Raw genomic sequence first — 14841 nt, forward strand, 5'->3', positions numbered from 1 at the left:
ATTTTTAATTACTCAGCCTCAAGTTAAAAAAGTTTATACAGAAGAAGAAATTTTGGCAAATGCTGGAAATGATTATTCTCTTAATTTTGTAGCAAAAGGATATGATGTAACACAAAACGGTGATTTAGTTATTGTAGATAAGCCGGGAGATATAGAATATTCAACTACTGGTACATCTCACGGAACTATTTATAGTTATGATACACACGTTCCGGCCATTTTCTACGGATGGAATATTAAGAAAGGAGAATCTTATGATAAAAAGGCTATTACAGAAATTGCTCCGACAATAGCTCAGAAAATTAAAGTTACTTTTCCAAACGGAACTGAAGCTAAGGTAATGACTGAAGTTCTTGATAACAAGAAATAATAAAATATACTATTTTAAACCTGTCTTGTGTGAGACAGGTTTTTCTTATGCATAAAAAAAGGCTTTTCAATTAAGAAAAGCCTTTATAATAGTGACTTAGTAAGCACTTATATAAGTATTAGCACTATGCGTTTGCTAATACTATTTCTTCGTTAAAAGGAAGATTCCAAGCTTCAGCAACTCCTTTGTAAAGGATTTTTCCATTAGCTACGTTTAATCCTTTTTTCAATTCTTCATTTTCTGCACATGCTTTTTCCCATCCTTTGTTTGCTAATTGTACAGCATAAGGTAAAGTTGCGTTTGTTAAAGCTAAAGTAGACGTGTAAGGAACAGCTCCCGGCATATTAGCAACACAGTAGTGAACGATATCGTCAATAATGAAAGTTGGGTTTTCGTGAGTTGTTGGAGTACAAGTTTCAATACATCCTCCTTGGTCAACAGCGACATCAACAACAACAGTTCCTGGACGCATTAATTTAAGCATATCACGAGTAATTAAGTGAGGTGCTTTTGCTCCTGGAATTAAAACTGCTCCAACAATTAAGTCAGCATCTTTAATTGCTCTTGTAATATTATAATGGTTAGACATTTCGGTATTTACGTTAGCTGGCATAATATCGTCTAATTGACGTAAACGTGGCAAGCTTAAGTCCATGATAGTTACTTGAGCACCTAATCCAGCAGCCATTTTAGCAGCTTGAGTTCCTACAATTCCTCCACCTAAAACTAATACTTTCGCTGGTGGTACACCTGGAACACCTCCTAAAAGAATTCCTCTTCCTTTTAATGGTTTTTCAAGATATTTTGCTCCTTGTTGAATTGCCATACGACCTGCAACTTCAGACATTGGAACTAATAATGGTAAACTTCTGTCTGTTTTCTCTACCGTTTCGTAAGCTAAACAAACAGCTCCTCTTTCTAACATTGCATGCGTTAATTCCTCAGAAGATGCAAAGTGGAAATAAGTAAATAATAATTGATCTTTTTTGATCAATGGGTATTCAGAAGCAATTGGCTCTTTTACTTTGATGATCATTTCTGCAATTGCATAAACTTCTTCAATAGTTGGTAAAACTACTGCACCAGCCTCAGCATATTCTGCATCAGCAAAACCACTTCCTAAACCAGCAGTAGATTGTACATAAACTGTATGTCCGTGTTTTTTCATTTCAGAAACACCGGCAGGAGTTAGAGCAACTCTGTTTTCGTTATTTTTTATTTCTTTAGGAACACCTATTATCATTTTGTTATATTTTTTGTTTTTATTGAAATTGTTTTTACAAATCTACAGATAGAGAATAAATTATGGTTTAACATGCGATAAATAAGAAAATATTATTTTATTTTTTACTTTTACAGAAAAATATTCTGATTCTGTTAAGAATTGATTCTCCAAAAAGAAAAAATGACTAAATCAGCTTATTTTAATAAAACGTTTTCGTTATGGCTTTAGATGAAATTGACAAAAAAATCTTACGTCTTTTACAGGAAGATGCGCATTATACTTTAAAAGATATTGCAAACAAAATAAATTTGTCCTTGACACCTGTTCATGATAGGGTGAAACGTCTTGAAAAAGATGGTATTATCGAAAAATATGTGACGCTTTTAGACAAGAAAAAATTGGGAAATAATTTGACAGTTTATTGTCAGGTCACACTCGTAAAACAAACTTATGACACGTCTGAAGGATTTAATCAGTCAATTTTAAATCTACCCGAAGTTGTAGAATGTAATTATGTTTCTGGAAATTTTGATTACATGCTTAAAATTATCATTCCGGATATGGAAAGCTATCATCATTTTCATCAGAAAAAATTATCGGTTCTTCCAGAAGTTTCTCTAATTAATACTGTTTTTGTTATTTCGGAAGTGAAGAGTACCACAGTTCTGCCTATTTAAAACAAAATAAAAACCATCAGGAACTCCCGATGGTTTTAGAAAAAAGTTAGTTTTGGTTGAATTAATAATAGGTATAACGTCTTACTTTGGCAATATATTTTGCTAAACGAATAACTTGATGGCTATATCCGTATTCATTATCGTACCAGATGTATAAGACTATATTTTTTCCGTCTTTTGACACAATTGTAGCATTGCTATCATAAATAGATGGAGCAGAAGTTCCTACAATGTCAGACGAAACTAATTCGTTGTTTAAAGAATATTTTATCTGCTCTACCAATTCTCCTTCAAGAGCATATTTCTTCATGATTTTATTGATTCCAGAAATTGATGTTGCTTTTTTAACTTCTAAATTTAGAACAGCAAGTGATCCATTTGGCACCGGAACGCGAATTGCATTTGAAGTTAATTTCCCTTCTAATGATGGTAAAGCTTTTGCTACAGCGCTTCCTGCTCCGGTTTCGGTAATGACCATATTTAAAGCTGCAGCTCTTCCGCGGCGGTATTTTCTGTGCATATTATCAACGAGATTCTGGTCGTTAGTGTAAGCATGAATGGTTTCTAAATGCCCTTTTACAACACCAAGACTTTCTTCCACCACTTTTAAAACTGGTGTAATAGCATTTGTGGTGCAAGAAGCTGCCGAAAATATACTTATTTCGTCTGGATTAAAATCATTATGATTAACGCCATGAACAATATTGGGAACTCCTTTTCCAGGTGCGGTCAATAAAACTTTGTTTACTCCATTTGAAGTTAAATGTCTTTTTAGGGCTTCTTCTGTTGTAAAAGCACCTGTATTGTCAATTACTAAAGCATCATTGATTCCGTATGTTGTATAATCAATTTCTTCAGGTGAATTTGCAGTAATGATATGAACTGTTGTTCCATTAATAATCAAAGCATTATTTTTTGGATCGGCAATTACAGATCCCTGAAAATCGCCATGAATAGAATCATATCGCAATAGAGAAGCTCGTTTCTCTAAACTCGATGCATCATTTTTGTCACGCGTTACAATAGCTCTTAAACGCAGTTGATTTCCTTTTCCGGTTTTTGACATTAGCTCTCTTGCTAATAAACGCCCAATTCTTCCGAAACCATATAAAACAACATCTTTAGGTTGTATTTCTTTAGAAGATTTTGCTTTTTTCAATTTTTCAATAACAAAATATCGTGCATCAGGATATTTTTCATCTTCTAAACGATATTCGTAAGTTAGTTTTCCCAAGTCAATTTTGGCTGGTGGAAGATCTAAGGATAAAACAACTTTTGCGATTTCAACCGAATCAAAAATAGTGATTGGTTTACCCACAAATTCACCAGCATATTGATGAAGGTTAATAATATCGCTTACGTTTTTATCCAATAATTGATTTTTGAATAAAACCATTTCGATGGATTTGTCATACCATAAATCGCTTATGACTTTGATTAATTCGACACCGGCTTTTCGTCGGTCAACTTGTAATGTTACCTCTTTTTGGTACAATGATTTGTTACTCATAATTGAAAAAATAAAATGCTCACTATTTTAAAATTTTGCGCAAAAGTATCTATTTCAATCGATTTCGTAAACTATTTTAGCATTTATTTTTGAAAACAAAAAAGCCACCTTAAATTTTTAAGATGGCTTTTTATTTGTTTTCAGTCGGAGTCACTGTTTACAGTTTTGTTATACTAAAAACTGTGACCGAAAATTGCGACTATATAATAATTCTGAATATCTCCCCGTTTTTGTTGATCATTTCGATACGAACGCTTTGTCCTTCATCTTTTTTGTTCAAAAGTTTTGAAACGGTTTCAACATTTGTTGCTTTCACATTATCAATACTTAAAATGATATTGCCTTGTAATTCATTTTGATACTGCATCAAATTTTCATTAGTGATGTTTTTAATTTTTACACCATAATCAATTCTGAATTTTTTCTTATCGGCAGCGTCAATATTTTCTAATTCAATTCCTTTAAATTCAGTGCTGAAGAATTCATTTTTACTTAAAGTTACAGGAACTGTTTTAGTTTTGCCGTCTTTTATATACGTTACTTTTACAACATCGTTAGGACGTTTTGTATTGATGTAACCAGAAAGATCAGCAAAAGTAGAAATGTTTTGATCGTCTAATTTTACAATAATATCACCTTTTGTAAGCCCAGCTTTTTCTGCGCCAGAGTTTTTCGAAACTTTATTGATGTAAAAACCTTGAGTTTCTGTAACGCCTAATTCTTTTGAAGCTGTGCTATTAAGTTCGCCGCCTTCAACGCCCAGAATTCCTCTCTGCACATTTCCATATTCCATAATATCCTCAATAATTTTTCGGGCAATATTAGATGGAACAGCAAAAGAATATCCAACATACGATCCTGTCATTGACGAAATCATGGTGTTAATTCCAATTAATTCTCCTCTTGTATTTACTAACGCTCCACCGCTATTACCTGGGTTAACTGCGGCATCTGTCTGAATAAATGACTGAATTCCGCTTTGGTCTAAATTTCTGGCTTTCGCCGAAACAATTCCAGCAGTAACAGTAGATGTTAAATTATAAGGGTTACCAACTGCCAAAACCCATTCTCCAACTTTAACAGAATCTGAATTTGCAAATGCAGTGTAAGGTAATTTTTCATCAGCATTGATTTTTAATAATGCGATGTCCATTTTAGAATCCGTTCCTATAAGCTTCGCTTTGTATGATTTTTTGTTGTTTAAGGTAATCTCAATTTCAGAAGCATCTTTGATAACGTGATTGTTGGTTACGATATAACCATCTTCAGAAATAATAACACCAGAACCAGTTCCAACCTGTTCTTGCTGCTGTTGTCCGCCATATCCGTAAAAGAATTCCAGCATTGGGTTGCTAATTGTTCTTCTAGATACATTTTTTACGTGCACAACGGTGTGGATTGTTTTATCAGCTGCTTCGGTGAAATCAACTGCATCTCCGGGTAATCCAACTGTTTTTCCATATGAATTAGGGGCAAGGGTAACAACAGAATTTCCTTTTCCTAAAAGTGAATCACTGCCGTCAAATAATAACTTGTAAGCACCAAGTGTAGTAGCACCACTTAGAAGTGAAACTAAAAATAAGGTTGAAAATTTTTTCATATTACAGTTTATTTTTTTGAGTTGTTTAGATATTTGTTTTTAACATTTAGTAACGTAAAATTATGCCAAAAAATTATTTGAAAAAATGGTTTAACGCTCTTTAACAATGATTAACATTTCATTAATTAATAGTTCGTACTTTTGTATTTCTAACAACTAAAAAATGCAAATAGAATTTTATAAATATCAAGGAACTGGAAATGATTTTGTAATGATTGATAATCGTTCAGATTTCTTTCCAAAAAATGATGTAAAACTTATTGAGCGTCTGTGTGACAGACGTTTCGGAATTGGGGCAGACGGACTTATTTTGCTTGAAAATGATTCTGAAACTGATTTCAGAATGGTATATTACAATTCAGATGGAAATCAAAGTTCGATGTGTGGAAACGGCGGAAGATGCCTTGTTGCCTTTGCCAATCAGCTTGGTGTTATTGATGATAAAACTACTTTTATAGCTACAGATGGACTTCATCATGCTTCTGTAGGTGATGATGCCATTGTATCTCTTCAGATGATTGATGTGAATGAAGTACAAAAAAAAGATTCTTATACTTTTCTAAATACAGGATCACCACATCATGTTCAGCTTGTTGATGATTTAGAGCATTATAATGTAAAAGAAAATGGTGCAGCTATTCGTTACGGCGAATTGTACGGTGAAAAAGGAAGTAATGTTAATTTTGTAAAGAAAGTTGATGATGGAACATTTTCGCTTCGTACTTACGAAAGAGGTGTTGAAGATGAAACCTTGGCTTGCGGGACTGGTGCAACAGCTGTAGCAATTGCTATGAATGCCATTGGAGAAACAGATAAAACTTCTATCAATTTAAATGTTGAAGGAGGAAAACTGGTTGTTTCTTTTGATAAAGAAAATGATCATTATACAAATGTATTTCTTACCGGACCAGCCAAATTTGTTTTTAAAGGCACTATAGAAATTTAATACATCCAATTTTTAAATTCTCAATCACAATCTTTAATTTTAAATTCAATAATCTAAAAATCAGATGATCACACTCAAAGGCGAATCCATTTATCTTCGTGCACTTGAACCCGAGGATTTAGAATTTGTATATTCTATGGAAAACGATCAAAGCATTTGGGAAGTCAGTAATACCAATACACCATACAGCCGATATCTGATTAGACAATATCTCGAAAATGCACAGCAGGATATTTATGAAGCAAAACAGCTTCGTCTGGCTATCTGTCAGGATGAAGATTTTCCTGCTATTGGTTTGATAGATTTATTTGAATTTGACCCGAAAAATAATAGGGCAGGGATTGGTATCGTAATTCAGAAGAATGAAAATAGAGGACAAAATATTGGTTCTGAGGCATTAGAACTTTTAATAAAATACTCTTTTTTCAATTTAAATCTCCATCAGATTTATGCAAATATTAGTACAAATAATGAAGCAAGTATAGCTCTTTTTACTAAATTTGGTTTTGAGAAAATAGGAATTAAAAAAGATTGGATTTTGCTGAATAACCACTATTACGACGAAGCAATTTTCCAGTTAATCAATAAAACATTTAAAACTTAAGAAACTTTGAACTTAAAAAAAATCATCACCATAACCGCTGTAGCCGTAATTTCTGTTTTGTTGATTTACGGATTTATTTTAATCAGCCGAATTTTTAGTGCCAATACTAAATTTGAAGAAAATGAAGTGTATGTGCATGTGCCAACGGGATCGAATTACAGTGATGTTAAAAAGATATTAGCACCATATATTAAGAATTTTGACAATTTTGAATTAGTGGCAAGCAAAAGAAGTTATCCTGAAAATGTAAAACCAGGACGTTTTCTTCTTAAAAAAGATATGAATAATATTGATTTAGTTCGTGCCATGCGCGCTAATGTTCCAGTAAAATTGGCATTTAACAATCAAGAACGCTTAGAGAACTTTGCTGGTAGAGTAGGTTCAGAAATTGAAGCAGACAGTACTTCTTTATTAAAAGCTTTTAGAGATCCTGCTTTTTTAGAAGCAAACGGATTTAATGAAGAGAATGTTTTTGCGATGTTTATCCCAAATACATATGAGGTATATTGGAATACATCTGCAGAAAAGTTCCGTGATAAAATGATCAAAGAATATCATAAATTCTGGACTCCTGAAAGAATCGAGCAAGCTAAAAAACAAGGATTGACTCCTGTTCAGGTTTCTATTTTGGCTTCAATTGTACATAAAGAATCGGTTAAAAGAGATGAAAGACCACGTATTGCTGGAGTTTATTTAAACCGTCTACGTCTTGAAATGCCATTACAAGCAGATCCAACGGTTATTTATGCTTTAAAATTAAGAGACAATGATTTTGATCAAGTTATTAAAAGAGTGTTTTATAATGATTTGATTATGAAATCTCCTTATAATACCTATGTAAATATCGGACTTCCTCCGGGACCAATTGCAATGGCGGATATTACAGCTCTTGAAGCCGTTTTAAACCCAGAAAAACACGATTATATTTACTTTTGTGCTAGTGTAGATCGTTTCGGTTATCATGAATTTGCATCCAATTATGCAGATCATACTAAAAATGCTAAAAGATATTCAGACTGGATTGCCAGTCAAGGGGTAACTAGATAACTTTGATTTTCGAATAATTTTCAATTCAAAATAACTTAAAAAAAGCTTTCAATCTGATTCAAATTTTTGAAAAGGATTGAGAGCTTTCTTTTATTTAAATATAAAAATCTTACAAAATTTACATTTTAAATTGTAAGTTATTTCTTTCTTTTTAATCGAATTTACCTAAAATTGATATAAAATTGCACTTTTTTTAAATTTGTTTTTCCTGTTTTTGCTCTAAAATTTATTGATAGATTTCCTCTCGAACCTTGCGTAATTAAAGGGCTTAACTGGAATTGGCAGAATTTTGATTATCGTTTAAATCACTGATAATCAGATTTTTTTGTTTTTAATTACTTTTGCATCGTAGAAATTTCAAAGAGGTGACAGCGATTTGAAGAAAAACAATTTATGATAAAGAAGTGGTATTTTTATGCGAGTTTGATCGTAATTATTACATTTTTAAGTTTGGGTTTTAAACCCTTTAGTGTCGAAACCAAACCGTGGTTTCTAACAGAAAAAACAGATGGCGCAGAATACATGTTTCCGTCTGAAGAAAAGGATGATTATCCTAAAGTAAATCTAAACGTTCCATATACCGGAAAACGTCTTATCGGTTTTAAAGAAGCAGTCGCTTTTAAAGAATCTCAGGGAAAATACAAATTAGTGAATTCGCTGGGGTATATGGGAAAATATCAATTTGGTTCTAAAGCTTTACGTGCAATTGGTATCAGTGATGACAAGGACTTCTTAAAAGATCCTGCTTTACAGGAAAAAGCTTTCGTAGCGCTATTATCCAAAAACAAATGGATTTTGCGTAATGAAATCGAAAAGTATGAAGGAAAAGTCATTAATGGCGTTAAAATCACCGAATCGGGAATTTTAGCGGCAGCACACTTAGGAGGTGCAGGATCAGTAAAGAACTTTTTTAAGCATGGAGGCAACAGGCATTTTAGAGATGCTTTTGGAACTTCTTTAAAAAGTTACTTAAGAGATTTTGCAGGCTATGATCTTTCTTTTATTGAGGCAGATAATAATGCCACAATTGACAATTAAAAAAGAAGCCCCGTAAATCGGGGCTTTTTTAATCTATTAGTATTTCTAGGATTTGTATGGCAGCTTCGCTTATTTTGGTTCCAGGACCAAAAATGGCTGCGGCGCCCGCATCAAATAAGAATTGATAGTCCTGTACCGGAATTACACCGCCTACAATTACCATAATATCTTCACGTCCATGTTTTTTAAGTTCTTCAATAACTTGCGGAACCAGCGTTTTATGTCCAGCCGCTAGAGATGAAACGCCCAAAATATGAACGTCATTTTCAACAGCTTGTTTTGCAGCTTCTGCAGGAGTTTGGAATAAAGGACCAATATCTACATCAAAACCTACATCGGCGTAACCTGTCGCTACTACTTTTGCGCCGCGATCGTGACCGTCTTGTCCCATTTTGGCGATCATAATTCGAGGACGTCTTCCTTCTTGTTTAGCAAAAGCATCGGCTAACTGCTTTGCTTTTTCAAAATTTTCGTCGTTTTTTATTGCTGCACTATACACACCGCTAAAAGATTTAATCTGCGCTTTAAACCTTCCAAAAATGCTTTCAAGGGCAAAACTGATCTCACCTAATGTGGCTCTATTTCTAGCAGCTTCAACAGCGATTTCTAATAAATTACCTTCTCCGGTTTTAGCGCAGTGAATTAATTTTTCAAGTGACTGATTTACTTTTTGAGTATCTCGCTTTGCTTTAATATGTTCCAATCGCTCAATTTGTTGTCGGCGTACCATTTGGTTGTCAACATCTAAAATATGAAGCGGATCTTCTTTTTCTAATCTAAATTTATTTACTCCGACAATAATGTCTTGCCCGCTGTCAATACGAGCTTGTTTTCTTGCGGCAGCTTCTTCAATTCGAAGTTTTGGTATTCCAGCTTCAATAGCTTTGGTCATTCCGCCTAACTCTTCAACTTCATTAATAAGTTTCCAAGTATTTTCTAAAATATCATTGGTAAGCTTTTCAACATAATAACTTCCTCCCCATGGATCTACCGTTTTGGTGATTTTGGTTTCTTCCTGTAAATAAATCTGAGTATTACGAGCAATTCTGGCTGAGAAATCTGTTGGTAGTGCAATAGCTTCATCCAAAGCATTTGTATGTAAAGACTGCGTTCCGCCAAAAGCTGCAGCTGCGGCTTCAATACAAGTTCTGGCAACATTGTTAAACGGATCTTGTTCTGTCAAACTCCATCCGCTGGTTTGGCAATGTGTTCGTAATGCTAATGATTTATCACTTTTTGGATTAAACTGCTGAATCAATTTTGCCCAGATCATTCGGCCGGCTCTCATTTTGGCAATTTCCATAAAATGGTTCATTCCAATAGCCCAAAAGAAAGAAAGGCGGGGAGCAAATTCATCGATTGTCATTCCGGTTGATAATCCTGTTCTAATATATTCTAAACCGTCGGCAAGGGTATAAGCTAATTCAATATCAGCTGTTGCTCCGGCTTCCTGCATGTGATATCCTGAAATTGAGATCGAATTGAATTTCGGCATTTTTTTGCTTGTAAATTCAAAAATATCTGCAATAATTTTCATCGATGGAGCAGGAGGATAGATATACGTATTACGAACCATGAACTCTTTTAGAATATCATTTTGAATGGTTCCAGAAAGTTTATTCAATTCAACTCCCTGCTCTTCAGCAGCAACAATATAAAAAGCCATAATAGGAAGAACAGCGCCATTCATAGTCATCGAAACCGACATTTCGTCTAACGGAATCTGATCGAATAATACTTTCATATCTTCTACAGAATCTATGGCGACTCCAGCTTTTCCAACATCCCCAACTACTCGTTCGTGATCTGAATCGTAACCGCGGTGTGTTGGTAAATCAAAAGCGATAGAAAGTCCTTTTTGTCCCGCAGCAAGATTTCTTCTGTAAAAAGCATTGCTTTCTTCTGCAGTCGAAAATCCGGCATACTGGCGAATTGTCCACGGGCGACGAACATACATCGTAGCATAAGGTCCGCGAAGATTTGGAGTAAAGCCAGCCCCAAAATCAAGAAATTCTAAATCTTCTATATCTTTTTCAGAATAGTTTTTTTTAATCTCGATTCCTTCGGCTGTGGTGAAGTTATAGGTTAAGTGTGAAGGATTATGCGTTTGCTCGCTTAGCTCTTTACTTTTAACATCTAACTTTATATGTGTAAGGTCTTTTCTTGTCATAGACGCTTTTCGGTTTATTTAAATATTAAATTACCATTTAGATTATTCCTGTTCCAGCCTTTCCTGTTCCAGTTTTTCAGCTAATCTTTTTTCTATTATAGGGGTAATTAATGTTTTTCTTGGTTTGATTTTTACAAAAGGGAACAATTCTAAATCATGTTTCATTTTGTCATCTTTATTGGGATATTTATTGGTGCCTAACAAGATTTCTTTTTTTGAATCGAATAATTCCTGTTCTTTATTGGCACTTTCCTGAATTTTCTTCTTGATAATTCCTTCGTTCAAAAGTTTTAGGAATCCACCATTCGCTTCAATATCTTTGAATAATGCCAGACTTTTTTCAGCAAGTTGCATTGTTAAACTTTCTATATAATAGCTTCCGTCGGCAGGATTGTCTACTTTGTCAAAGTAACTTTCGTGTTTTAAAACTAACAACTGGTTACGGGCAATTCGGTCCCCAAATTCATTGTCCTTGTGATACAATGAATCATAAGGTAAATTTGCCACTGCATCTGCACCGCCTAGAATTGCCGACATACATTCGGTTGTGGTGCGAAGCATATTGACATTGTAATCGTAAATCGTTTTGTTTCGTTTTGTTGGCGTTACCAAAAAATGACAGTCTAAATTTGGATTATATTCTGCAGCAATTAATTTAAAAAGCATTCTTAAAGCGCGAAGCTTTGCGATTTCAAAAAAATAGTTGGTTCCAACGGCAATTTGAAAAACAATAGGTTTTGTAAAATCAGGAAAACGATTTAAATATTCATTAGCATGTGCTAAACTGTAAGCGATTTGCTGTGTAATATTGGCTCCGGCGTTTTGGTATAAACCTGAATCAATACTTAGTAAAGAAAGATTTTGAGCTTCCTTTGAAATTTTCTCAAGTGTCTCGAAATTATTTTTATCAGAAGTTAAAAACCAGTTTCCTTCTCGTGCCAAATGACCAATTGGATCTAAATTGCAATAAAAAACTGCTTTTCGAGCAATAGAAATTTGGTTTAATTTTTTAACGAAATCGATTGAGAGAAAGCTTAAATTGAAGTAAACAATTTTATTTTCTAAAGGAATATTTTCCAATAGTTTAGTAATGTCAATATTTTCGTTTTGAATTGTAAAACGTAAACTTTCAGCGCCTCTTTCAAGTGTATTGTTTGCTCTTCGAATCGATTTTTCAATGTCGTGAACAAATATATTCTGGCAGATTTTAAAATGAGAAGCCTGTGTGTTAACAGAAGCTGATTTGGAAAACTCATCTCTGTGATAAAAAGGCTTAACCTGAATATCTTCTGGAGAATTCCAAATTACAGTTTCGTTATAATCGGCTCCATCTAATTCAAACTGAATTTTTTGTTTCCATTGTTTGGATGAAATCGGATTAAAATCGTCGAATAGGTTAGCCATTGGTTGTTTTTTTCTTGATTATTCTTCTTTTTGAATAGTATCTCCCTCAAAGTGTATGATGTAAATATCTTCGCTGTCTTTTTTCATGAAGTACTTTTCGCGAGCATATTTCTCTATTTGTTCAGGATTTTTAAGTTGTTTAATCTGTTCCTGATCTTTTTTGATTTCTTCCTGATAATATTTTTTATTGTCTTGGAGTTCATTAATCTGCTGGTCTAAAAAACGATGATCAAAATAGGAGTAATTGTCTAAAAATAACATCCAGATTATAAAGAACAGTAAAACCCAAACGTATTTGTTTCCCAGGTATTTAAACCATTTTTTATCTTTATAAGGATTTTTAAATTTCATTTTTAAACGAATATTTCTTTTGAATTGGAGAGTTGTCTCTAGTTCGGATTACTTCTAATTTTTATGGATTAAATTTACAATAAAAATTATAAAATTCTTTGATTAATTACAGCACGAACTACATCAATCGCTACCGTATTGTATTTGTCGTTTGGAATAATAATATCAGCAAAAGCTTTAGAAGGTTCGATAAACTGCTCATGCATAGGTTTTAAGGTGTTTTGATAACGGTTTAAAACTTCGTCAATATCTCTTCCTCTTTCAGAAATATCCCTTTTTAAACGACGAATTAATCTTTCATCAGAATCAGCATGAACGAAAATTTTAATGTCAAACATATCACGTAATTCCGGATTGGTCAGAATTAAAATACCTTCCACAATCATTACTTTTCTTGGGTGAGTTGATACCGTATCGTCCGTTCTGTTGTGCTGAATAAAAGAATAAACCGGCTGATCAATAGTTTCTCCGGCTTTTAAAGCTTTTAAGTGTTTTACCAGTAATTCAAAGTCAATAGCACGAGGATGATCAAAGTTAATTAATGCTCTTTCGTCGAAAGATAAATTGGTAGTTTCTTTATAATAAGAATCCTGAGAAATTACGCCCACTTCTGTATCTGGTAATTCATTCATAATTTGGTGTACTACCGTTGTTTTTCCACTTCCTGTTCCTCCTGCGATTCCTATAATGAGCATAAATTTGATGTTATAATTTGTTTCGCAAAAATAATAATTTAAGTGAATTGCTAAACATATTATGTGTTTTAAACCATATAAGTAATATAAGTAAATTTAAGCGGAAAAATTTTTAAGCAAAACAGTACTTAACTGAACTTATATCACCTATATGGTTAAAATGTTTATTTTTATTTTAAAAAAAATCCCGAAAGTAAACCTTCGGGATTTGGTGCAATCAGTATAGTTTTAAAAAAATATTCTGAATTTAGTAAGCACTTGTAATTATTTGTTCTTTTTTGCTTTTATCATCATTTCAAGCTGATCCCAAAGTTCTTCTGGAATTGCTTCTAATAAATTGAATTGTCCCGCACCTTTCAGCCATTCACCTCCATCAATTGTAATAACGTCTCCATTTACATAAGCTGAAAAATCAGAAACTAAATAAGCAGCCAAATTGGCTAATTCCTGATGATCTCCAACTCTTTTTAAGGGAACTTTTTTGGCCATATCGAATTTTTCTGAAAGATCACCCGGCAATAATCGGTCCCAAGCACCTTTCGTTGGAAATGGACCCGGAGCAATAGCATTAGAACGGATTCCGTATTTTGCCCATTCTACCGCAAGACTTCTGGTCATAGCCAAAACTCCCGCTTTTGCTGTAGCACTTGGTACAACATACGCAGAACCTGTCCATGCGTAAGTAGTAACTATATTTAAAATCGTTGCCGATGTTTGTTTGGTGTCAATCCAATGTTTTCCAAAAGCGAGCGTGCAGTTTTTGGTACCTTTTAATACGATATCAATAACAGTATCAAAAGCGTTTGCAGATAAACGTTCTGTTGGTGAAATAAAATTTCCAGCCGCATTGTTTAAAAGAACATCTACTTTTCCGAAAGCTTTTAAAGTTTCCTGCAGCATGTTTTCAACTTCTTCGTAATGACGAACATCACATTGAAGAGGTAAACATTTGCCTCCTGTTTCTTTTTCAAGCTCTGAAGCAGTATTTTTTAGTTTTTCTAAGTCTCGGGAAGTAATGGCAACCTGAGCACCTAATTCTAAAAAATATTTTGTCATTGCTTTTCCAAGACCGCTTCCGCCGCCGGTAACTACAATGACTTTACCTTTCAAAGCGTCGTCTCGTAACATCTTATCTGTATAGCTCATACTTTTCTTTTTTTGCAATATTAATTAAATAAAATAGGATGCACGCATAATATTGTTA

Annotated in this window: 14 protein-coding genes (1 of these 14 only partly in view); 6 read left to right on the forward strand and 8 right to left on the reverse strand. The window is 33.6% G+C overall.

What is annotated here, in order from left to right; genetic code table 11:
* Window positions 1–370, forward strand: the 3' portion of a protein-coding gene (pafA, locus tag J0383_RS15865; protein WP_207294964.1) for an alkaline phosphatase PafA. 1250 nt of this gene lie to the left of the window's left edge; 370 of the gene's 1620 nt are visible here — the last part of the coding sequence; its start codon lies off the left edge, out of view; the stop codon is at window positions 368–370.
* 124 nt (window positions 371–494) lie between these two features.
* On the opposite strand, the gene ald is transcribed toward pafA, so the two are convergent.
* Complete coding sequence (gene ald, locus J0383_RS15870; protein ID WP_207294965.1) at window positions 495–1613, reverse strand: alanine dehydrogenase; 1119 nt, start codon at window positions 1611–1613, stop codon at window positions 495–497.
* Between the two features lie 200 nt (window positions 1614–1813).
* Between ald and J0383_RS15875 the strand changes: the two genes are divergently transcribed.
* Window positions 1814–2272: an Lrp/AsnC family transcriptional regulator gene (locus J0383_RS15875; RefSeq protein WP_207294966.1), complete on the forward strand. Its 459-nt coding sequence runs from the start codon at window positions 1814–1816 to the stop codon at window positions 2270–2272.
* Between the two features lie 61 nt (window positions 2273–2333).
* Here the strand turns inward: J0383_RS15875 and J0383_RS15880 are convergent, their stop codons facing one another.
* Entirely contained in the window at window positions 2334–3782 is a 1449-nt protein-coding gene (locus J0383_RS15880; RefSeq protein ID WP_207294967.1) for a glyceraldehyde-3-phosphate dehydrogenase, read from the reverse strand.
* A 199-nt stretch (window positions 3783–3981) separates the two neighbouring features.
* Window positions 3982–5382, reverse strand: a complete 1401-nt coding sequence (locus tag J0383_RS15885) for a Do family serine endopeptidase (protein WP_207294968.1) — start codon at window positions 5380–5382, stop codon at window positions 3982–3984.
* A gap of 163 nt (window positions 5383–5545) precedes the next feature.
* On the opposite strand from J0383_RS15885, the gene dapF reads away from it, so the two are divergent.
* The 4 genes from dapF (at window position 5546) to J0383_RS15905 (ending at window position 9017) form a co-directional block, all read left to right on the forward strand.
* Window positions 5546–6328: a diaminopimelate epimerase gene (dapF, locus tag J0383_RS15890; protein ID WP_207294969.1), complete on the forward strand. Its 783-nt coding sequence runs from the start codon at window positions 5546–5548 to the stop codon at window positions 6326–6328.
* A 64-nt stretch (window positions 6329–6392) separates the two neighbouring features.
* Window positions 6393–6932 carry a GNAT family N-acetyltransferase gene (locus J0383_RS15895; RefSeq protein WP_207294970.1) on the forward strand — a complete coding sequence of 180 codons (540 nt, stop codon included), beginning with the start codon at window positions 6393–6395 and terminating at the stop codon, window positions 6930–6932.
* A gap of 6 nt (window positions 6933–6938) precedes the next feature.
* On the forward strand, window positions 6939–7979 hold the full coding sequence (gene mltG, locus J0383_RS15900) for an endolytic transglycosylase MltG (protein ID WP_207294971.1): 1041 nt from the start codon (window positions 6939–6941) through the stop codon (window positions 7977–7979).
* Between the two features lie 393 nt (window positions 7980–8372).
* On the forward strand, window positions 8373–9017 hold the full coding sequence (locus J0383_RS15905) for a peptidoglycan-binding protein LysM (RefSeq protein WP_207294972.1): 645 nt from the start codon (window positions 8373–8375) through the stop codon (window positions 9015–9017).
* Between the two features lie 28 nt (window positions 9018–9045).
* Here J0383_RS15905 and scpA read toward each other — a convergent pair whose 3' ends face one another.
* The 5 genes from scpA to J0383_RS15930 form a co-directional block, all read right to left on the reverse strand.
* Window positions 9046–11187 carry a methylmalonyl-CoA mutase gene (scpA, locus tag J0383_RS15910; RefSeq protein ID WP_207294973.1) on the reverse strand — a complete coding sequence of 714 codons (2142 nt, stop codon included), beginning with the start codon at window positions 11185–11187 and terminating at the stop codon, window positions 9046–9048.
* Between the two features lie 42 nt (window positions 11188–11229).
* Window positions 11230–12591 carry a methylmalonyl-CoA mutase subunit beta gene (locus tag J0383_RS15915; RefSeq protein ID WP_207294974.1) on the reverse strand — a complete coding sequence of 454 codons (1362 nt, stop codon included), beginning with the start codon at window positions 12589–12591 and terminating at the stop codon, window positions 11230–11232.
* An 18-nt stretch (window positions 12592–12609) separates the two neighbouring features.
* Window positions 12610–12942: an FtsB family cell division protein gene (locus tag J0383_RS15920; RefSeq protein WP_207294975.1), complete on the reverse strand. Its 333-nt coding sequence runs from the start codon at window positions 12940–12942 to the stop codon at window positions 12610–12612.
* Between the two features lie 86 nt (window positions 12943–13028).
* Entirely contained in the window at window positions 13029–13637 is a 609-nt protein-coding gene (gene udk, locus J0383_RS15925) for a uridine kinase (RefSeq protein ID WP_207294976.1), read from the reverse strand.
* 264 nt (window positions 13638–13901) lie between these two features.
* Window positions 13902–14783, reverse strand: a complete 882-nt coding sequence (locus tag J0383_RS15930) for an SDR family oxidoreductase (RefSeq protein ID WP_207294977.1) — start codon at window positions 14781–14783, stop codon at window positions 13902–13904.
* Window positions 14784–14841: the final 58 nt, after the last annotated feature.

Source organism: Flavobacterium endoglycinae (genome assembly GCF_017352115.1).
In the GTDB taxonomy this organism is placed as follows: Bacteria; Bacteroidota; Bacteroidia; order Flavobacteriales; family Flavobacteriaceae; genus Flavobacterium; species Flavobacterium endoglycinae.

Coding starts and splice junctions, on each gene's coding strand:
- ald (WP_207294965.1), bottom strand. CDS start 1,613: ATGATAATAGGTGTTCCTAAAGAAATAAAAAATAACGAAAACAGAGTT.
- J0383_RS15875 (WP_207294966.1), top strand. CDS start 1,814: ATGGCTTTAGATGAAATTGACAAAAAAATCTTACGTCTTTTACAGGAA.
- J0383_RS15880 (WP_207294967.1), bottom strand. CDS start 3,782: ATGAGTAACAAATCATTGTACCAAAAAGAGGTAACATTACAAGTTGAC.
- J0383_RS15885 (WP_207294968.1), bottom strand. CDS start 5,382: ATGAAAAAATTTTCAACCTTATTTTTAGTTTCACTTCTAAGTGGTGCT.
- dapF (WP_207294969.1), top strand. CDS start 5,546: ATGCAAATAGAATTTTATAAATATCAAGGAACTGGAAATGATTTTGTA.
- J0383_RS15895 (WP_207294970.1), top strand. CDS start 6,393: ATGATCACACTCAAAGGCGAATCCATTTATCTTCGTGCACTTGAACCC.
- J0383_RS15905 (WP_207294972.1), top strand. CDS start 8,373: ATGATAAAGAAGTGGTATTTTTATGCGAGTTTGATCGTAATTATTACA.
- scpA (WP_207294973.1), bottom strand. CDS start 11,187: ATGACAAGAAAAGACCTTACACATATAAAGTTAGATGTTAAAAGTAAA.
- J0383_RS15915 (WP_207294974.1), bottom strand. CDS start 12,591: ATGGCTAACCTATTCGACGATTTTAATCCGATTTCATCCAAACAATGG.
- J0383_RS15920 (WP_207294975.1), bottom strand. CDS start 12,942: ATGAAATTTAAAAATCCTTATAAAGATAAAAAATGGTTTAAATACCTG.
- udk (WP_207294976.1), bottom strand. CDS start 13,637: ATGCTCATTATAGGAATCGCAGGAGGAACAGGAAGTGGAAAAACAACG.
- J0383_RS15930 (WP_207294977.1), bottom strand. CDS start 14,783: ATGAGCTATACAGATAAGATGTTACGAGACGACGCTTTGAAAGGTAAA.